The organism is Microbacterium foliorum (assembly GCF_006385575.1).
Classification (GTDB): domain Bacteria; phylum Actinomycetota; class Actinomycetes; order Actinomycetales; family Microbacteriaceae; genus Microbacterium; species Microbacterium foliorum_B.
Window position 1 is genome coordinate 2,622,685 of sequence record NZ_CP041040.1, and the last position, 18,214, is coordinate 2,640,898.

The following is an 18,214-nucleotide window of genomic DNA, read 5'->3' on the forward strand; positions in this document are numbered from 1 at the left end:
CTCATGGGGGAAGAATCTGAGCTTGCAGAGCTTGTGGATGCGCAGTCCGGATGGCTGATTCCCGGACGCCACTTCGTTGAGATGGACGACATCTATCGCGAATTCGTGTCACACACGCTCGAATGGGACAGGCGAACAATCTGGCTCGGTCTGCAACAACTTCTCGAGCACGTTAAGCAGTTGTTCCCCAGCGGCCGCCTCCTCCTTGCCGGAACCTTCGTCTCGAAGCAAGCAGGACCGTGCGATCCTCTGGAGATCGCTGTCGTCCCTGATGAGCCCAGCGCGGTCGAGCTGTGGACCGATGCAGAGGAACACCGATTCCAACTGTGCTCGTCCCTGCACGATGTGATTGTCGGGTCCCTCGGAGCGGATTACTTCGAGGTGCTACACCCTTTCGGTGGGCGCATCGAGTCCTACTTCGTCGCCCCTGACGACGTCGAACAGATGACGATGTGGATGGGTGGGGTTACCCTTCCGACAGGGCAAGAACTTCTTGGCCACCGAGGGGTGCTGGAGGTGGAGTGGTGATTCGAGACGACATCAGCGCACGCCTCTCAGGGATCCCGGACGATGACAGCCGACTCAGTCGCCTGCGCCGCAGCTCCCTGGTTGCGTATCGGCAGAAGTTCTCATTGCCTGCGACGCAATTGCGCGTCGACATCACCGGCACGCTGACCGCGACCGTAGTGTCGCAGGTCACGGCAGCGCTCCAACACGCGACCGCACTTGCCGCCAAAGCGATCCTCGACCCGAAGAACGCCGCCATCACCGTCCAGGGCTCGCTCCTCGAGCGGGCACCGCTGCTTCCTATCGGTCAATCGCGCGGAACTCTCTACTTCGAATTACCTCGCCAGACCGTGCCGACCGACGCCGTCGAACAGACACCAGTTGCTGGGCTCACAGAGAATGCCGTGCGTGAACTCATCGAGATTCTCCCCGAGACCGCCAGCGACGAGCGGACACTGCAGTCTCTGCCGAGCCGCCGGCCGCAGTACCGTTCCGCGGTGAAGAAGTTGGCTGAGGCACTGGATGGAGCAGCATCCATGTCGCTTTCCATGCAGCCCACCGGCGGGATCGCGCCCGAGACCTCCGTCTTGACGTCGGAGCAGGCACTTGAGGTTCCAGCGTTGCTCTCCGGAACGCAGGACAAGCGAGACATGCTGACTGTCTACGGGATTCTTGACGGGATGCGCACGCGTCGTCGCCTCTTCTACATCGAGGAACGCGGCACGACCCAGGAGTTCAGCGGAGCGATTGACGAGGACCAGATGGACACGGTGATGAATCTCGTCGGCCAACAAGTCGTCGCCCGCATCGAGCGCCTGGTGCTGCTGCGAGCCGACGGATCCAAGTCGCACCCGAGCTACGCATTGAAGTCCATCGCTCCGGATCCGAGCCTCATATAGCTGACCCACCGGCACTAACCGACACCCACGACGAAGAGAGATAGCCGTGGGCGCCGCAGACAGGGGCACGGTCGTCTCACGCCACGGATAGAACAGCGCGAGAGCCCGTACCTGAGGCGCCCCTCGCGCGGGCACAGCCATGTCGGCGCGCGGGTGCGAACCGTGAGACGCGGAGCCCGACCCCTCGGGCAAACGCAGGCGTCGACAGCGATCACTCGGATCGAAGCGCCGGACCCGCGAGCGGGGTTTCGCACGGAGCGCCCTCCCGGGGTGCTCGGGCAGTTCGTCATCGAGTATCAGATCGCTACACGCCGGAAACACGATGGAGCTACCGTGCACTCATCGACCCGAGGAGTGAGTGATGACTGTTTCCCGCCTGGAGTACTTCGTCGCGGTTGCGCAGGAGCGTAGTTTCGCCCGAGCCGCAGCACGCTTGCATATCACCCGACCCGCGTTGAGCCAGCAGATTCGCAAGCTCGAGGAGGAGCTGGGACAGCCGCTGGTCATGCGCTCCTCCCACCGCGTCGTCCTCACTCCTGCCGGCCACCACCTGCTTCCGCGAGCCCGGGAGATCGTCGACTCCTACAGGCGGCTGCCTGCACTCGTCGATGAGGCTGCGCGCGGCACCCAAGAAACTCTGCGGCTGGGCGTGAACTCGTCATCCCTCATTGGCCTCGTGCCGACGCTCATCCCGAGGCTCCACAGTGTGTTGCCGGACGTCGCTGTCGTCGTCGAAGAACTGTGGGACGAACAGCAGCTCGAGATGCTTCGCACAGGAGAGCTGGACGCCGCGATCTTCCGTAGCGCGGCCCCTCCGGAGAGCTTGTACTCCTGGCCGCTGGGCGCTGACTACCTCCATGTCTGCCTCCCGAGGGCTCACCCGCTCGCTCGGCAGACGGAGGTGACATGGGCGGACCTCGCGGGTGAGCGCCTCCTGCTCCCAGACCGTGCACGCGCACGCATCGAAGTCGATACGATCCTCGCCGCGTTCACGACGAACGGCATCCACCTGGAGGATCTCACCATCACCATGTACGGCTACCACGGTGCGGCGTGGGTCGCCGCCGGATACGGCGTCATCCTCGTCCCCGGCCATGCAACGGCACTGCGCCACGACGGCACTGTCTTCAAGACACTGACGCCCGCCATGCCCGCCATGCAACTACGGATCGCAACACGAAGCGAACCGGTAGCAGGCGCGTTGCTCGCGCTGTTACGCACAGCGCACGGGCTCACGACGGAAAACGCAGAAACGCTTAACGTCATGTGAGCGAAGTCAATCCGTCTGTTTACCTGACGCCCAGATGCTGAAACAGCGGAGTAATCGCAGCTTGGGAACGTGAATACACCTCGTCGAAACGAGGTGTCCCACCACCCCACCCGGCGCTTCGGCGTCGGTGAACGGAGCAGCAGCATGACCCGCAGAACAGCACTCCTCGGCAGCCTCGCCGCCGTCGCACTCGGCACCCTCATCCTTAGCGGATGCACCGCACCGAACAATGACGGCGCAGAAGAGTTGCCATCCATCGATTCCACCCCCACTCCGGTCGGACCGTCGGCAACGGCCGACCTTCCCAACGTCGTTGTCATCGACGCCGGCGGAACGCTGACCTCGACCGCAGAGGACCGAATCAGCTACCAGCACTACTCCGACTCCATCGAAGGCGGCGTCACCACCATCGTCGAAGACATGTACCCGGAACTCGAACATGTTGCAAACGTCAGCGTCGTGGAGACGGCATCCCTCAGCTGGTCTGCTGCCGTCGACGACGAAATTCTTTACACCGTGTCCCGCGCCATTGACGTCCAGCTGGCGAACCCCGACGTCGACGCCGTAGTGGTGACCGGTGGCACCAACGTCCTCGAGGAGGATGCCTACTTCTTCGATCTGACGGTGCAGTCACCAAAGCCGGTTGTCGTGACCGGTGCGATGCACCAGTACGGTACGTTCACCTACGACGGATACACCAACGTGTTCAGTGCGATCCGCCTCGCAGCAAGCAAGAAGACGACGTGCTTCGGCACGGTCGTTCTCCTGAACGACCAGTTCTTCAGCGCTCGTGATGTAACCAAGACGGACGGTTACCGCATGGACACCTTCGAAGGGGGTGACTATGGCACCCTCGGCGTCGTGAACGAGGATGTCATCCGAACCATGCGGGCCCCTGCTCGCGTTCTTCACTGCGGAACTGACGAATGGAACACCCCGTTCGACCTCAGCACCGTCACCGCCGCGGACCTCGCACCTGTCGAGATCGTCTCTGGGTACGTCGGGGCATCGGCCGACACGGTTACGGCTGCAGCAGCGAACGCCCGCGGATTGGTGACGGCTGGGCACGGCCCCGGCGACATGTCGGTTGCCCAGCAGGACGCCCTCGAAGCACTGACCGGGCCCATCGTGGTGTCCGCCACGAGAACGGGCGGCGAAGGAACGTACAACAATGAAGATGGCAGCGTTATTGGGGCAGGTGACCTCCGCCCTCAGAAAGCGCGGCTGCTCCTGCAGCTGGCGCTGACATTCACCAACGACGACGCGCAGGTGAAGCAGTGGTTCTCCTCGATTGCCTCGCCTGAGTTCGATTACTCGACCGCCCTGAACTGAACGTCCGTGGCCCTCCTCCGCGCCCCGGAGGGGGGCCACAAGGGATTCGTCGCCGGACGGCGATTCTCACTTCACGGCCGTTCGGTAGGTCGATGGCTTCCTTCGTGACGGGCTGCGCGAGGCCTCAGGAGGGTCACCGAACCTCGGCTGAGGACCTCATTCCTGGTGCGGAGAGCTCTCAGACGCCCATGTCCCGTCCTGGGTGCCATCGGCAGCGGATGGAGTCCTGAGCAGCCAAGATCGCCCTAGGTTTCTTCAGATCGAGCAGAGCCTAGCGACCGTATCGTCGGTCGTGGGAGTGATTGCTTCGCACTCACCAATCGTGGACCGTGCCGTCGAGGAGGCGGTTGTAGGGCAGGTAGGCCTGCTCATAGGGATACTTCCCCGCCTCGTCCACGTTCAGCTCGACACCGAGCCCCGGCTTGTCGCCCGGGTGCAGGTATCCGTCGGTCCAGGTGAAGGACTGCTCGAACACCTGATCCGTCTTCGCGCCGTGCTTCATGTACTCCTGGATGCCGAAGTTGTGGATCGACAGTCCCAGGTGCATCGCCGCAGCCATCCCCACCGGGGAGATGTCGGTCGGCCCGTGCATGCCCGACTTGATCTGATACATCGCCGCGTAGTCGAGGGTCTTCTTCAACGCGCTGATGCCACCCATGTGGGTCACCGCGCCGCGGACGTAGTCGATCAGCTGGTCGCGGATGATGTCCTTGAAGTCCCAGACCGTGTTGAAGATCTCCCCGATGGCCAACGGGGTCGTGGTGTGCTGGCGCACGAGGCGCAGCGCCTCCTGGTTCTCCGCCGGCGTGCAGTCCTCCAGCCAGAACAGGTCGTAGGGTTCGAGGTCCTTGCCCAGGCGCGCAGCCTGGATCGGCGTCATCCGGTGATGCCCGTCATGCAGCAGCGGGATGTCCGGGCCGAACTCGTTGCGCACCGCCTCGAACACCCCCGGCAGATGGTTCAGATACGCCCGGGTGTCCCAATCCTCTTCCACCGGCTTCGCACCCCGGCGCGCCGGCTCGTGGTCGTAGCGGACGCTCGCATCCCCGACGTCGGCGCCCTGAGCGGCGATGCCGTAGATCGCCTTGAGCGTCGGCACCCCCGTCTGCACCCGGATCGCCTTGTATCCCTGCGCCTGATGCGCGCGGATCGAATCGAACAGCTCGGGCAGCTCCTTGCCCGATGCGTGCCCGTACGCCATCAGCCCGTTCCGCGACGCGCCCCCGAGCAGCTGGTACACCGGGAGTCCTGCGACCTTGCCCTTGATGTCCCACAGCGCCATGTCGACCGCGGCGATAGCCGCCATCGTCACCGGACCCCGCCGCCAATACGCCCCCCGGTACAGGAACTGCCACGTGTCCTCGATCCGCGACTCATCCGCACCGATCAGCAGCGGCACCACATGCTCCGTCAGATACGCCACGACAGCGAGCTCACGCCCGTTCAAGGTCGCATCCCCCAGACCCGTGACGCCGTCCGCCGTCGTGATCTTCAATGTCACGAAGTTCCGGTCCGGGCTCGTGACGATGACCTCAGCCCTGTCGATGCTCATTCTCAGCTCACCAGCAGGTCGTTCGTCGACCGAAGCACGAGCGGGTCGGCGAACGCCTCGGGTGTTGCGTCGCTCGCCCCGCGCACGGTGAAGCGTGCGGTTTCGCCCGGCAGGAGCGTCACGAGAGCGCGGTCCGTCTCTGCTGCCGGGTCGATGCGGTCGACAAGCAGCGTGAGGTCGCGGATGATCGTGTCCGCGGTCACATCGACGGTCCAGCCGTCGGCGCTGGCTCGGGCGACGACCTCAGTCGATGGCACGGGAAGGTCGGAGTCGCGCGCCTCGACGAAAAACCAGTCCGCCTTCACCGACCCTGAACTCACGCGGATGAGTTCTTTCGCCGCCTCAGCAGCGATCACCACCTCTGCGGGTAGCTCGAGGCGATTGGTCCCCCGGGCGGGGACCACAGCATCCCAGGACGACTGTGCTCGCACACTGCCGTCGAACCCGCGACGGGCGATGGTGAAGTGCGAGCGCCACTCCTCATCCGTGTCGTTAACGAGCGCGAGGGCGAGTCCGTCATCGCTGGGCTGGATGGTAGCAAGTCGTTCGGCGTTCGCCGCTCGCAGGGCGAAGAGAAGCGGCTTGCGTCGTCCATCACCATCAACCGCGGCCCACGAGGTGACCGGCCAGCAGTCGTTGAGCTGCCAGGTGATCGTGCCGGTGCAGTGCGGAGCGAGCGAACGCCACCATTCGATGGCCGTCCGCACGGCGACGGCCTGGTTCAGCGACATCGCCCAGTGCCAGTCGTTCATGTCGTTTGGCAGCGGGAGGTGCGCGACGAGCCCGTCGGTGAGTTTGTCGTTGCCCTTGATGGCCTTCTGGTGCACGACCATGCCGGGTGACTCCGGAGTCAGCGGGTCGTCTCCGACCGCGCGCGTGAGCGTGCTCCAGGTCGGCGGCCCCTGCCAGCCGAACTCGGAGACGAAGCGCGGGCGGTGGGCCCGGTAATGCGTCCAGTCCTTCTCATTCCACACATCCCACACGTGCATGGTGCCGCGATCTGCCGCGTTCTGCCGTTCGTCCGGGTCCGGGCTGAACGGACTCCCGGGCGTGTAGGCGATGTGCGGCGCGATCTCCTCGACGACGGCCGGCAGCACGTCGTAGTAGTAGCCCGCACCCCAGGTGCGTCCGTCAAGGCGTCCCTCCCAGTTCCAATCCTGACGGCCCCAGATGTTCTCGTTGTTGCCGTTGAGGATGATGAGCGAGGGGTGGGATGCGAGCCGCGTCACGGCATCCTTCGCCTCGAACTCGATCTCCGAGCGGAGCGGATCCTCCTCGGCGTACGCGGCGCAGGCGAAGAGGAAGTCCTGCCACGTCAGGAGGCCGCGTTCATCGCACTCGGCGAAGAAGTCGTCGGATTCGTAGATGCCACCGCCCCAGACTCGGATGAGGTTGAGCCCGGCGAACTCCGCCTGTTCGAGCCGTGCCGCGTAGCGCTGCCGGTCGACCCGATGGGGGAACGCGTCGTCGGGGATCCAGTTCGCACCCCGGATCTCGATGGGCTTGTCGTTGACGAGAACCGTGAACCCGACACCCGCGGCATCCTCTTCGAGTCGTGTCTCGACCGACCGGAACCCGATCCGACGGTCGTGTCGATCCACCGCGCCATCGGGGCCGAGGAGCTCGAGCGTCGCGTCATAGAGCGGCTGGTCGCCGTGTCCGCGGGGCCACCAGAGTCGCGCCGCGGGGACGTCCCCGTCAAGACGGACGAGACCCTCGTGCACTTCTCCGTCCAGGACTGTTCCGGCGACGGACAGACGGACGGGCGTCCCGTTCGCTGCGTCGTCGACGGACGCGCTGGCGCGGACACGCGGGGTGACGCCTGCGAGGTCGCCGAAGATGACGGCGTCGCGCAGCCTGGGCCCTGACCAGCTCTCCAGGGCGACGGGGCGCCAGATCCCGGAGGTCGTGGTGTCGATGCCCCAGTCCCAGCCGAAGCTGCAGGCCATCTTCCTGATCGCGTTGTAGGGATGGTGATTCGCGTGCGGACGGGCACCGAGCTCGAGGCTCGCCGCGTCCGCAGCGCGGATCGGCGACCGGAACGCGATCTCGAGCTCGTTCTCCCCCTCGCGCAGGGCCGACGTCACGTCGACGCGATGAGTGCGGTGCATGTTCTGGACGGTCGCGATCTCCTCGCCGTTCAGGCTGACCGAGGCGACTGTGTCGAGGCCTGAGAAGACGAGTTCGTGACGCTCATCCGACGACGGCGACCATTCGAACGACGTGCGGTAGGTCCAGTCTGTGAGCCCGATCCACGACTGAGTCTTCTCGTTCTCATCCAGGTACGGGTCCGGAATCGAACCGGCGGCGAGGAGATCGGTGTGGATGCTGCCTGGCACCTCAGCGCGCACGGACCCGGCGTTGAGAATGTCGTCCGGAACCGGGCCGCTGACTGCGTGAGCGGTCCATCCGTCGTGCAGGAGTCGTCGAGAGACGGTCACAGATTGCCTTTCAGTAGTGTCGTCGAGTCTTACTTCAGGGCCCCGTTGAGCAGGCCCGCCACGTAGTACTTCTGCAGCACCAAGTAGACGACCACGCAGGGGATGACGGTGATGGCCACGCCGGTCTGCATGAGTCCGAAGTCGAGTTGGAAGTTCGCGTCGGCCGACAGGATGCCGATGCTGACGGGCAGCGTGTACAGCTTCTGGTCGGTGATGAGGATGAGCGCGGCGAAGAACTCGTTCCACGCCGCGAAGAACGACAGCAGCGCGGTCGAGACGACACCGGGGAGCGCGACCGGCAGCATGACCCGCCACATCGCGCTGAACGCGGTGGCGCCGTCGATCTGCGCCGCCTCCTCGAGCGAGGAGGGGATGGCGGCGAAGGAGTTGCGCATGAGGAAGATGCCGAGCGGCAGGTTGAAGGTCGCGATGACGAGGGCGACGCCGACCAGGTTGTTCTGCAGGCCGATATCGCGGAGCACCAGGTAGAGCGGGGTGATGATCGCTTGGAAGGGGATCATGAACGTCACGAGGGTGACGAAGAACGCGATCTTGCTGCCCCGGTACGGCAGCTTCGCGAACGCGTACCCCGCACAGGTGCTGACGACGACAGCCACTGCCGTCGCGAGCAGCGCTACGAAGGCCGAGTTGCCGGCGCTCGTCCAGACGCTCAGACCTCGACTCGAGTCGAAGATCTGCGCGAGGTCGTCCGGGCCGACTTGGGAGAGCATGACCCCGATGGGGTACAGGAACAGCACCGCGAGGCAGATGCTGACGACCCACCAGGCGAACCGGGGCAGGATGCGCTGTTTCGGCCGCGGAGCCTGGGTGGCTTTGGGCAGGACGACGAGGGTCGTGGAGGAGAGTGTCGCGGTCATGAGTTGTCCGAATTCCTGAGGAGCAGCATCTGCACGGCGCTGACGACGCCGAGCGCGAGCATGAGGAGGATGGAGAGGGCCGACGCGTAGCCGACGTCGAACTTGACGAAGCCCGACCGGTAGATCTCGAACACCGCGGTGATGGTCGACCCCGCGGGTCCGCCGGTGGTCATGATGTAGAACTGGTCGAACGCGAGCAGGGAGCCGGCGACCGAGAAGACGAGCACGAGCGCGAGCGTCGGACGCAGCAGCGGCACGGTGATGTGCCAGAAGCTCTGCCACGGGCTGGCGCCGTCGATGCGCGCCGCCTCGTTGACCTCTTCCGGGACGCCCTGGATGCCCGCGAGCACGAGGAGCATCTGCAGCCCGACGACCTTCCACGTGACCATGGCGACCACGATGGCGAACGCCGAGCCGAATTCCGCGAAGAAGTTGCGCGTCGGGTCGACGAGTCCGAGGTTGCCGAGCAGGATCGTCGTCGGTCCGATGTCCGACTGCCACATGAACAGCCAGATGTAGCTGCCCGAGGCGAGTCCGATCACCACGGGGAGGAAGTAGATGGTCTGGAAGAAGCGGTGGGCGCGTGTTCCGCCGCGCACCAGGAAGGCGAGTAGGAACGCGAGCGTGATGAGGATCGGCGTCGTCACGACCGTGTACAGCAGCGTGAAGCCGGCGGCTTTCAGGAAGTTCCCGTCCTGGAATGCCGTGAAGTAGTTCTCGAGGCCGGTGAACTCCGGTTCTCCGAGGAGGGGCCAGTCGTGCAGCGACATGATGACCGTGCGGATGAGCGGCCACACGAAGAACAGCGCGAGCAGGACGAATGCCGGAAGGCTCAGTACGAGGCCGAGGCGCCCACGCCGTCGGGCGATCCGATCCGTGCGTGTCCGCGTCGGAGGGGTGGCTTGCTGAAGTGCGGTCATGATCTCTCTCCGGATGAGCCGGGGCGGCCGACGTGGCCGCCCCGGCAGAGGGGGTGTCAGCTGTTGGCGTCGTCGAGGAGCGCCTGGGCGGCTTCCTGTGCCTTCTTCTGGGCATCCGCCACAGAGCCCGGGCCGAAGACGGATTCCTGGATCATGGTCGACCAGACGCCGTTCGGGTCGTTGATGATCTCGTTCTCGATGACGCTGTACGGCACTCGACCGACCTCGAGGGCGTCCGCGAACACCTGGAACCGCGGGTCCTGCGAGATGTAGAGGTCTTCCAGCAGGTCGAGTCGCGTCGGCATGACGCCGTTCTCGGCGATCAGCGCCTGCGCGTCCTCGCCGGTCGCCCACTCCAGGAACTCCCATGCGCCCTCGGGGTTCTTGGCCCCGGTCGGGATGGTGAGGTTGTCACCGCCGGCGAAGGAGCCGATCTTCCCGTCTTCCGCGCCCGGGATCGGAGCGACGCCCCAGTCGAACGTCGCCTCCTCTTCGAGCGAGCTGAGGAAGAAGGTGCCCCAGTTGTAGATGCCGACCTTGCCCTGGTTGAAGGCGTCGCCGGCGTTCGAGCCGCCGTCCGACTGCACGAGTGCAGGCATCGCACCGGCATCCCACATGTCGCGGTACAGCTCCAGGGTCGAGGTGACCTCGTCGCTGTCGAACTTCGCGTCGACGCCGTCCTCCGAGAGCACGTCTCCGCCCTGCGCCCAGACGTAGGGGCCCATCGAGAAGATGTTGCATCCGCCGCATGCGCCCGAGAAGGCGAAGCCGTAGTTGCCGTCGCCGGTCGCGGTGATGGCCTCCGCAGCCGCCTTCACCTCCTCCATCGTGGTGGGTGGCGCCTCGGGGTCGAGCCCTGCGGCGCGGAAGAGATCCTTGTTGTAGAACATCGCCGATACGTCAGCCGTGAACGGGACGGAGTACACGCCGTCCTCGTAGACGCCCTGTGCCACGTGACCGGGGCTCATGTCGTCCTTGTACTCCAGTCCGTCCCACTGGTCGCTGATGTCGGAGAGCGCGCCGACCGAGGCGAAGTACGGCACGTAGACGAGGTCGAGCGAGGCGATGTCGGGCGCGTCCCCGCCCGCTGCGGCGGTTCCGAACTTCTGGACGTAGTCGCCGGAGGTGATCAGGGTGATCTCGACCTGCGTGTCGTGGCTCTCGTTGAACGCGTCGGCCAGCTGCTGCATGAATCGTGACTGGGAGTCGCGCACCCACATGGTGACGGTGCCGCCTCCGTCGTCGGAGCCGCCCGAACCGGATGTCGAACAGCCGGCCAGGCTGATGCCCAGCGCCGACACTGCGGCCAGGGCGATGAAAGGCTTGATGTGACGCCTCATTGCGTGGTTCCTCTCTCTATGGTGAAGGGTGGCCGATGACCGGCCGCGTGGGAAGTGTCAGACCGTCGGCACCCACACACGCATGGCTCCAGGGGCACGGTTGGCCCACCGGAAGTAAGGGATCGCTCGGACATCACCGAGCTCGACGGTCGCGGTCGCGGCGTCGGCTGAATAGAGCTGCGCTTCGGTCGAACGGCGACGACCGCCGGCTATCGTCAGCGCGGGAGCGGCAAGAGCAGCGTCGTATCCTGCGTCCACCGCCGTGGGGTTCGCGGGAATGACAACGTCCTCCAGAAGGATGCCGTCTTCGAGATCGGCCTCTTCAATGCAGTAGTACACCGGCCCCCTGCGCAGGGCGAGTGTGCCACGCACGCCATCGACCCACGGGTGGGCCCGCTCGAACACCGGCGCGACCGGAAGGACAAGGGTTACCGCCGTCACGCCCGAGCCGACGCGGACATACCCTGCCTCGACCGGACGCGCCTCCTCATCGTTCACCGCGAGGGTTGCCCCCGTTGCCCAGGCCGGCACACGAAGATGGGTCTCGCGCGTGGTCGGCGAGTCGAATGAGATCGTGATGGTCTCATCCCATGGGAAGCTCGTTGTCACCTTGGCGATGACGCCGTCACCGATCTCGTAGCGACCCGCGGCGTACAGGTGGAACTGCACCGCCTCGTCCGTCTCGGTGAGCAGGTAGCCGGTGATCGAGGAGAGCAGCCGGGCGAGGTTGGGCGGGCAGCACGCGCAGAAGTACCAGTCCAGCCGTGTCGACGGGGCATCCTCCTCATGGGTGTGGCCTGAGCGCAGCTGCAGCGGGTTGGAGTAGAAATACGACGTGCCGTCGACGGAGGTGGACACGGCGATGGCGTTGTACAGACCGCGCTCGATCTCGTCGGCGTATCGCGCGTCCCCGTCGAGCAGCAGCATCCGCCAGTTCCAGTGCAGGTTGGCGATGGCCGCGCACGTCTCCGAGTACGCACGGTCAGCGGGCAGCTCGTACGGATCGCCGAACGATTCCCCGCGGTGACGGGAACCCAGCCCGCCGGTGACGTACATCTTGTGTTCATGCACGCTCGTCCACAGCGCGTCGAGGGACTCGCGGTAGCCGGCATCCGCCTCGTCGAGCTCGACGTCCGCCGCCCCGGCCAGCAGGTAGAGCTGCCGAACAGCGTGGCCCGTCGCCTCCCTGGACTGCTTCACGGGCGTGTAGTCCTGGTAGTACGCGCCGCCGAACTGGCCCTCGCCGATGGTGCGATATCCCCGGAGGTCGAGCATCCGCTTGGCCAGCTGGCGGTGGCGGTCGTCGCCGGTCAGGCGGGAGAGCTCCACGAGCGCCGTCTCGATCTCCGGGTGGCCGTCGATGTCGTCCCGTCCTCCGGCGCCGAAGGTCGAGTGCACGAGATCGACATAGCGGAGGGAGATTTCGAGCAGGTCCGTGCGCCCGGCGTGCGCCCAGGCAACGGCTGCCTGGATGAGGTGCCCGAGCTTGTACATCTCATGCCCCTGGGGCAGATCCGTGAAGCGCTCCCCCGCGTGCGGGCCCTGATAGTAGCTGTCGAGATACCCGTCCTCCTCCTGCACGGCCGCGAGTAGGCGCACGGCCTCATCGACGAACGGGAGGAACGCACTCACGTCCCCGCGGGTCGCTTCCCAGCCGAGGGCTTCCAGCGTCTTGTAGAGGTCGGAGTCGGCGAACAGCGGACCACGGAAGTCCGCGTCGCTCTCCCCCACGAGCCGCCGAAGGTTGTCGAGCACTCCCGTGGACTCGAGACGTTCGATCACATGGGGGATCGTGCCCTCACGATTGACGCGCTGCCAGTCGCCGAGGAATCCCCCGTCCAGCTGCACCCGACGGAGGTCGACAGGGCGGAGGGCGGTGCCGCGGGCCGGGGCCGCGGGGGTGACGAGCGAGTCAGAGACGCTGACCATGGTTCTCCTCGTTGAGCTGATGGAAGTCTTGCCGCCGGTAGTACACCGGTGCACTAGATGCGATAGTACACCGGTGCACTAGACTCGCAATAGGTTTCCTCAGAAAGTTGGACCATGAATAGCTCGCCGACGATGGCAGATGTCGCTCGCCTCGCTGGGGTGTCCAAGAAGACGGTGTCCAACTACTTCAACGGATACAGGTATCTCCGCGAGGAGACGAAAGCCCGGATCGCCGATGCCGTCGAGCAGCTCAACTACAAGATCAACATCTCGGCGCGGAACCTCAGCTCAGGTCGCACCGGCGCCATCGGACTCGCGATCCCCGAACTTGCACACCCCTACTTTTCCGAGTTTGCTCAGGCGGTAGTGGCAGCGGCTCAGCGACGCGGGGTCAACGTCCTGGTCGAGGTCACCGGAGGCGAGCGTGAACACGAACTTGACGTGCTCAGCGGCGGGAAAGGACGCTCGGTCGATGGCGTCATCTTTGGGCCGCTCGGCCTGGGAGCGGATGACATTGCGGCCGCTACTGCCGACGTCCCCATCGTCCTGATCGGAGACCGAGCCGATTCCCGGAGATTCGATTTCGTCACCGTGGACAACGAGCGAGGCGCATACGACGCCACCGAGCATCTGCTTAACACCGGTCGACGACGGATCTTGGGGCTCGGCGGTGAAGACACCAAGGCCCCCGCCGCTGCGTCTCTCAGGTCGCGCGGCTTCCGGGCCGCGCTCGCGGACCACGGAGTCGTTGATGATCCCGCCCTTCTGACAGGCCCGATCCCTTGGACGCGTGCGTCTGGCGCTCGTGCCGTCCTCGAGCTCCTGGATGCCGACATCCATTTCGACGCGGTGTTCGGTCTCAACGACGCGCTCGCCCTGGGCGCCCTCAGCGCATTGCAATCGCGCGGCATATCGGTCCCTGAAGCGGTAGCCGTAATTGGCTTCGACAACGTCGAGGAAGCCGCGTTCGCGACGCCCGCTCTGACGACGGTGGACTCTGGCCTCGCGTGGGTCGCCGAGCGTTCCGTGGAGCTCCTCGTATCGCGAATCCACGGCGAGGCGGAGGGTCCGCGGGCCGAGATCGCCGAGCATCGCGTTATCGTGCGGGAGACGGCGTGACCATCAAGTCATCACGACCGCGATGCGCGGGCGCGTTGCTCTCTACTGAATAACGCCATGGCGGACGGACAGTCTGCGAACTCAGGTGTCGCTGCGCGAGTGATGGGAGCACTCCCCCTCCAGTTCCGGGCCGACGAGCGAGGGTTTCGCTGCTGGGTTTGGGGGCAACGCGGTCGCGCGGATGCTTACTGCCCAGCCTGAGGCGCTAGCCGCGTTGCGATGTCTGAGCCCCCCGTTATCTTCATAGCGTGCGGCAGACGAAAGACCAGCAAGTCAAAGAGATCGTCGTCGGTCTCGCTCTCGGGGTTCTCGCCCAAAGTGTCCACTCTGTGACGAGCGGAAAGCAGGCGCTCGAGTTCGGGTTCAACCACGCATGGCGGTCCTGGCCGCAGGCGTCCGAGTTCCCGAGCATCGGCGGCTTCAATCCAGGAAACCTGATCTGGATCGGTATGGGGAAGTCCGAGGGCCGACTAGCCACCTGCGCGTTCTGGACTGAAGGCAGGTGGGCGACGCCTCACATCCGCTACGACAGTTGGACGTTGGAAGACGCACTCGACCATCACTCATCCACGCAAGTCTCGGCGGACGACTGGACGGAGCTCGGTCGCCTCTTCGTGGAGTCCTTCACACCGGGAGAAGTGATTCGCGAATGAATGGCTCCTCCTACGATCTTGCCGAACGCGAGGATGGATTCCAGTACGACCTGCACATGAAGTGCGACTGTGGTGCAGTCTCATCTCTCACGCAGAGCGCCTACGTGGAGGGCGAGAGCCGGGCGCGAATGCCCTGCGCGACCTGCGGGGAGGAGATTCATTATGGTCCCGCCGTCGCCGCGATACGCGACGAAGATGACGCCGCGCTGGGCTCCTCGGACCTGAACTCGTTCGCCTGGTACCACACGAGCACCCAACCTGACTGGCCGTCGCAGAAGTACGCGGAGCAGTTCGCCGAGGACGTCAGGTGGACGGACCGACCGTTTGGGCCGACTCGCGAGAGCTTCATCGCCTCACAGACATCGAAGGCTCTCCACGTCGGCACCTACGAAGCCGCCATCGAGAACATGCTCCGGCGAATGGACGACCAAGACGACGGGGCCTCCCAGTTCTACCTCTACCGGGTCGCGCTGCGCCTCGACTCGAACCTCCTCAACCCTGGGTTTCGCGACGAGAACCACGAGGTCGCTTCCGACATCAGCGTCCACGAACTTGATGAAGGTGATCTCTCCGCGGTGCGGTATCTCAACGTCCGCGAGGCTGTCGGGACGTTGTCGTTGGCGATCCGGCCACGTTCAGTCGCAGCCGTCCAGCGCATCGCCATCCCGCTGCCGGACCTGTCGGCGGACATCGACGCCAGCGCCATCGCGGCTGCGCTTGAGGAGACGAAGACGGTCGTCTTGGAGCGCGCCGACTCAGTGGCGCGCCTCGGGCTGAATCTCCGTGAGGTCAACGCGATGGCGCTGGGACTGCGCTCGGACCGGGGCGGGGTGGCGAAGAAGCACAAGGCGATAGAGCGTCGGTACTACGCGCAGTGGCGGGAACTGGAGGAGGCCCTGGCGGACCGATGTCTGCCGAACGTCGGGGCGCTTGTTCGACGCAACTTCATCGACGCCATCATGCAACGCCGGACAGATGACGTTGACGCGTTCGTCACGCAATACCGGAGCTACGCCGCCCTCCTCGCGCACTCTGATCTCGTTCGCGCCCGGCTCGTGACAACGCCGTGGCGCGTGGTCACGAGCGGCGCGTAACGTGTGCGATGAACACCACGTTGATGCGGTTTACGCGAGGTGAGCGGCGATCTCCAGGTCCTCGCGCACGTCGCGTGGCTCCTCGTCGACAGGCATGTTCGCGGCATCCGTGGCGCCATTGAGCCCATCGTCGGGGCTGAGCGCCGCGAACAGCGGCTCGAGATCCGTCTGCGCGGGTCCCTGCTCGGCCACCAGCTCGAAGGTCTTTCCCGCAGCGGCGGGCGAGGTCAGTGACGCGACGAGGACCTCGGCGAGCTGCGCCCGGGAGATCACGCCGTCCGCGGGGCTGCCGGCCCAGCGGGTGTCGCCTTGGAGGAAGTGCAGTTCGTGCTGGCTGGGCGAGTTGTAGTCGAACCAGGACGGACGGACGATGGTGTAGGGGTGTCCGCTGGCACGCACGAGACGTTCGGAGCGTCGCTTCCAGTCGTGGTAGCCGCCGGCGCGGTTGGTGACGCCGATGGCGGTCATGAGGGCGATCCGGACGTCACGCTTCCCGATGGCCTTGAGGACGTTGAGACGCCTCCGTAGTCCACGTCGCGAACGAGAGGGCTCTGGTAGGCGGCGCCGTGGGTGAAAACGACTGCGTCGATGTCGGCCACGGCTGCCGTCAAGGTGGAGGCGTCGGTGAGGTCGCCGACGACGGCCTCCGCCCCGGCCGGGACGTTCGCGTTCCGGCGGCGGGTGAGAACGCGGACGCGGTGCCCTTCGGCGGCTGCTCGGGCGGCGGCAAGGCGTCCGATGCTGCCAGTTCCTCCGACGAACAGGATGGTGAGTGAATCCGTCATAGCTGGTTTCCTTCGTTGTTGGCTTGTTCTCTGATGTCGGCGAGCGCCGCCATGAAGCCCTCGGAGCAACCACTCGAGCCGGCCAGACGGTCGACGCTCAGGGTGCCCAGGGGTTCGCCGATGACGGCGTCGGGGAGCGCCTCCGCGAAGCGCTGCTGGTAGTCCAACGATGTGGGGTTCTCCGCGGGCGTAGTGATCTCGACGGAGCCGACGATGCCGTTCTCGATGCCGAGCGTGACCTCATGGTGGGACGGCTGTGATCCGTACCATCCGACGGCGGTGTAGACGCCGTCGGCGTACGTGTCTTCCTGTGCGACGGTGTCAGACATCGGCGTTGTCGTCTCGGTTGCGGCGGGGGTCGGTTGTTCAGCCGCAGCGCATCCAGCGATACTCGCTCCTGAGGCTGCGAGCAGCATCGCCGCGACGGCTAGGCGCCGTTCAACCATCCGCCCGCCGGCGAGCAGTCGGGGTGAGCTCGTGCGCCCCGTAGCTGTTGTCGTCCGGGTTGACGGTGACGCCGGGGGCGACGAGCTCGTCGATGCGGTCGAGGATCTCGGTCGAGAGGGTGATGTCCGCGGCAGGGAGATACGACTCGAGCTGCTCCATCGTGCGTGGCCCGACGATGGCGGAGGTGACGCCGGGGTGGGTGATGGCGAACGCGATGGACATCTCAATGAGAGTCATGCCGTTGGCTTCTGCGAGCAGGGCCAGCTCCTCGACGATGTCGAGCTTGCGCTGGTTGGCGGGTGAGGACATGTCGAACCGCGCGGACGGGCGCGCCGAAGAGGTCGGAGCGGATGCACCATCTTTCCTCCATTTCCCAGACAACCACCCTCCGGAGAGCGGGCTGTACGTCAGCGTGCCCATGCCATGCCGCTGCGTAGTGGGCAGGACGTCTTCCTCGATGCCGCGTACGAGGATGGAGTAGGGCGGCTGCTCGGTGACGAACCGTTCGAGGTTGCGGTCGCGGGCAGCCCACTGTGCTTCAACGATCTGGGATCCGGAGAACGACGAGGAGCCGAGGTAGCGGATCTTGCCCTGGTGTACGAGGTCCGAGAGAGCACCGAGGGTCTCCTCGATGTCGGTGTCGGGGCTGGGCCGGTGCACCTGGTACAGGTCGATGTAGTCGGTGCCGAGGCGTCGCAGCGAGTTCTCGACCTCCTGGATGATCCACCGGCGGGAGCCGCCCCGGTGATTGGGGTTCTCGTCCATCGGCATGAAGAACTTCGTGGCGAGGACGACCTCGTCGCGGCGTCCGGCGAGGGCCTTTCCCGTGATCTCTTCCGAGACACCACCCGAGTACACATCGGCGGTGTCGACGAAGTTGATGCCCGCGTCGAGCGCGGTATGGATGATGCGGATACTGTCATCGACGTCCTGGTTGCCCCAGGGGCCGAACATCATCGTGCCCAGGCACAACGGGCTCACCTTTACGCCGGTACGGCCCAGAGCGCGATAGTCCATGATGGTCTCCTTCTTTCCGTGAGTTGCGGGG

At 65.4% G+C, this 18,214-nt stretch carries 17 protein-coding genes; 7 read left to right on the forward strand and 10 right to left on the reverse strand.

What is annotated here, in order from left to right; genetic code table 11:
• Positions 1-3 precede the first annotated feature (3 nt).
• From FIV50_RS12695 to FIV50_RS12710, 4 genes are all read left to right on the forward strand, one after another.
• Complete coding sequence (locus tag FIV50_RS12695) at positions 4-528, forward strand: DUF6932 family protein (protein WP_140037742.1); 525 nt, start codon at positions 4-6, stop codon at positions 526-528.
• On the forward strand, positions 525-1,406 hold the full coding sequence (locus FIV50_RS12700; protein ID WP_140037743.1) for a hypothetical protein: 882 nt from the start codon (positions 525-527) through the stop codon (positions 1,404-1,406). Before FIV50_RS12695 ends, FIV50_RS12700 begins: the two co-directional genes overlap by 4 nt.
• 361 nt (positions 1,407-1,767) lie before the next feature.
• Positions 1,768-2,676: a LysR family transcriptional regulator gene (locus tag FIV50_RS12705; RefSeq protein WP_140037744.1), complete on the forward strand. Its 909-nt coding sequence runs from the start codon at positions 1,768-1,770 to the stop codon at positions 2,674-2,676.
• Positions 2,677-2,820: 144 nt separating this feature from the next.
• Positions 2,821-4,008, forward strand: a complete 1,188-nt coding sequence (locus FIV50_RS12710) for an asparaginase (protein ID WP_140037745.1) — start codon at positions 2,821-2,823, stop codon at positions 4,006-4,008.
• Between the two features lie 313 nt (positions 4,009-4,321).
• Here the strand turns inward: FIV50_RS12710 and manD are convergent, their stop codons facing one another.
• The 6 genes from manD to FIV50_RS12740 are packed head-to-tail and all read right to left on the reverse strand — an operon-like array spanning position 4,322 to position 13,068.
• Positions 4,322-5,560 carry a D-mannonate dehydratase ManD gene (gene manD / locus FIV50_RS12715; RefSeq protein ID WP_140037746.1) on the reverse strand — a complete coding sequence of 413 codons (1,239 nt, stop codon included), beginning with the start codon at positions 5,558-5,560 and terminating at the stop codon, positions 4,322-4,324.
• Between the two features lie 2 nt (positions 5,561-5,562).
• The gene (locus FIV50_RS12720; RefSeq protein ID WP_140037747.1) at positions 5,563-8,001 is read right to left on the reverse strand and encodes a glycoside hydrolase family 2 protein; all 2,439 of its coding nucleotides are present in this window, start codon (positions 7,999-8,001) and stop codon (positions 5,563-5,565) included.
• A gap of 29 nt (positions 8,002-8,030) precedes the next feature.
• Positions 8,031-8,879: a carbohydrate ABC transporter permease gene (locus FIV50_RS12725; RefSeq protein ID WP_140037748.1), complete on the reverse strand. Its 849-nt coding sequence runs from the start codon at positions 8,877-8,879 to the stop codon at positions 8,031-8,033.
• Positions 8,876-9,799: a carbohydrate ABC transporter permease gene (locus FIV50_RS12730; protein WP_219846215.1), complete on the reverse strand. Its 924-nt coding sequence runs from the start codon at positions 9,797-9,799 to the stop codon at positions 8,876-8,878. Before FIV50_RS12730 ends, FIV50_RS12725 begins: the two co-directional genes overlap by 4 nt.
• 56 nt (positions 9,800-9,855) lie before the next feature.
• Complete coding sequence (locus FIV50_RS12735; RefSeq protein WP_140037749.1) at positions 9,856-11,139, reverse strand: ABC transporter substrate-binding protein; 1,284 nt, start codon at positions 11,137-11,139, stop codon at positions 9,856-9,858.
• Between the two features lie 57 nt (positions 11,140-11,196).
• Positions 11,197-13,068: a glycoside hydrolase family 127 protein gene (locus FIV50_RS12740; RefSeq protein ID WP_258184258.1), complete on the reverse strand. Its 1,872-nt coding sequence runs from the start codon at positions 13,066-13,068 to the stop codon at positions 11,197-11,199.
• Positions 13,069-13,200: 132 nt separating this feature from the next.
• Between FIV50_RS12740 and FIV50_RS12745 the strand changes: the two genes are divergently transcribed.
• From FIV50_RS12745 to FIV50_RS12755, 3 genes are all read left to right on the forward strand, one after another.
• Positions 13,201-14,187 (forward strand): LacI family DNA-binding transcriptional regulator, encoded by a 987-nt coding sequence (locus FIV50_RS12745; RefSeq protein WP_258184495.1) that lies wholly within the window; start codon positions 13,201-13,203, stop codon positions 14,185-14,187.
• A 248-nt stretch (positions 14,188-14,435) separates the two neighbouring features.
• On the forward strand, positions 14,436-14,840 hold the full coding sequence (locus FIV50_RS12750) for a hypothetical protein (RefSeq protein WP_140037751.1): 405 nt from the start codon (positions 14,436-14,438) through the stop codon (positions 14,838-14,840).
• Complete coding sequence (locus FIV50_RS12755; RefSeq protein WP_140037752.1) at positions 14,837-15,934, forward strand: hypothetical protein; 1,098 nt, start codon at positions 14,837-14,839, stop codon at positions 15,932-15,934. The genes FIV50_RS12750 and FIV50_RS12755 overlap by 4 nt, the downstream gene beginning before the upstream one ends.
• Before the next feature lie 30 nt (positions 15,935-15,964).
• Here the strand turns inward: FIV50_RS12755 and FIV50_RS17790 are convergent, their stop codons facing one another.
• The 4 genes from FIV50_RS17790 to FIV50_RS12770 all read right to left on the reverse strand — a co-directional run bounded on the left by FIV50_RS17790 (position 15,965) and on the right by FIV50_RS12770 (position 18,183).
• Positions 15,965-16,402 carry an NAD(P)H-binding protein gene (locus tag FIV50_RS17790; protein WP_258184259.1) on the reverse strand — a complete coding sequence of 146 codons (438 nt, stop codon included), beginning with the start codon at positions 16,400-16,402 and terminating at the stop codon, positions 15,965-15,967.
• On the reverse strand, positions 16,399-16,719 hold the full coding sequence (locus FIV50_RS17795) for an NAD(P)H-binding protein (protein WP_219846216.1): 321 nt from the start codon (positions 16,717-16,719) through the stop codon (positions 16,399-16,401). The genes FIV50_RS17790 and FIV50_RS17795 overlap by 4 nt, the downstream gene beginning before the upstream one ends.
• Positions 16,716-17,048, reverse strand: coding sequence for an FMN-binding protein (locus FIV50_RS12765; protein WP_140037753.1), 333 nt, complete (start codon positions 17,046-17,048; stop codon positions 16,716-16,718). The genes FIV50_RS17795 and FIV50_RS12765 overlap by 4 nt, the downstream gene beginning before the upstream one ends.
• A gap of 109 nt (positions 17,049-17,157) precedes the next feature.
• Positions 17,158-18,183: an aldo/keto reductase gene (locus FIV50_RS12770; RefSeq protein WP_140037754.1), complete on the reverse strand. Its 1,026-nt coding sequence runs from the start codon at positions 18,181-18,183 to the stop codon at positions 17,158-17,160.
• Positions 18,184-18,214: the final 31 nt, after the last annotated feature.

Bases quoted from the DNA above. Each gene is read 5' to 3' on its own strand.
- FIV50_RS12765 (WP_140037753.1), bottom strand. From the start codon at position 17,048: ATGTCTGACACCGTCGCACAGGAAGACACGTACGCCGACGGCGTCTAC.
- FIV50_RS12770 (WP_140037754.1), bottom strand. From the start codon at position 18,183: ATGGACTATCGCGCTCTGGGCCGTACCGGCGTAAAGGTGAGCCCGTTG.
- FIV50_RS12695 (WP_140037742.1), top strand. From the start codon at position 4: ATGGGGGAAGAATCTGAGCTTGCAGAGCTTGTGGATGCGCAGTCCGGA.
- manD (WP_140037746.1), bottom strand. From the start codon at position 5,560: ATGAGCATCGACAGGGCTGAGGTCATCGTCACGAGCCCGGACCGGAAC.
- FIV50_RS12735 (WP_140037749.1), bottom strand. From the start codon at position 11,139: ATGAGGCGTCACATCAAGCCTTTCATCGCCCTGGCCGCAGTGTCGGCG.
- FIV50_RS17790 (WP_258184259.1), bottom strand. From the start codon at position 16,402: ATGACCGCCATCGGCGTCACCAACCGCGCCGGCGGCTACCACGACTGG.
- FIV50_RS12755 (WP_140037752.1), top strand. From the start codon at position 14,837: ATGAATGGCTCCTCCTACGATCTTGCCGAACGCGAGGATGGATTCCAG.
- FIV50_RS12705 (WP_140037744.1), top strand. From the start codon at position 1,768: ATGACTGTTTCCCGCCTGGAGTACTTCGTCGCGGTTGCGCAGGAGCGT.
- FIV50_RS12745 (WP_258184495.1), top strand. From the start codon at position 13,201: ATGGCAGATGTCGCTCGCCTCGCTGGGGTGTCCAAGAAGACGGTGTCC.
- FIV50_RS12725 (WP_140037748.1), bottom strand. From the start codon at position 8,879: ATGACCGCGACACTCTCCTCCACGACCCTCGTCGTCCTGCCCAAAGCC.
- FIV50_RS12740 (WP_258184258.1), bottom strand. From the start codon at position 13,068: ATGGTCAGCGTCTCTGACTCGCTCGTCACCCCCGCGGCCCCGGCCCGC.
- FIV50_RS12730 (WP_219846215.1), bottom strand. From the start codon at position 9,799: ATGACCGCACTTCAGCAAGCCACCCCTCCGACGCGGACACGCACGGAT.
- FIV50_RS17795 (WP_219846216.1), bottom strand. From the start codon at position 16,719: ATGACGGATTCACTCACCATCCTGTTCGTCGGAGGAACTGGCAGCATC.
- FIV50_RS12710 (WP_140037745.1), top strand. From the start codon at position 2,821: ATGACCCGCAGAACAGCACTCCTCGGCAGCCTCGCCGCCGTCGCACTC.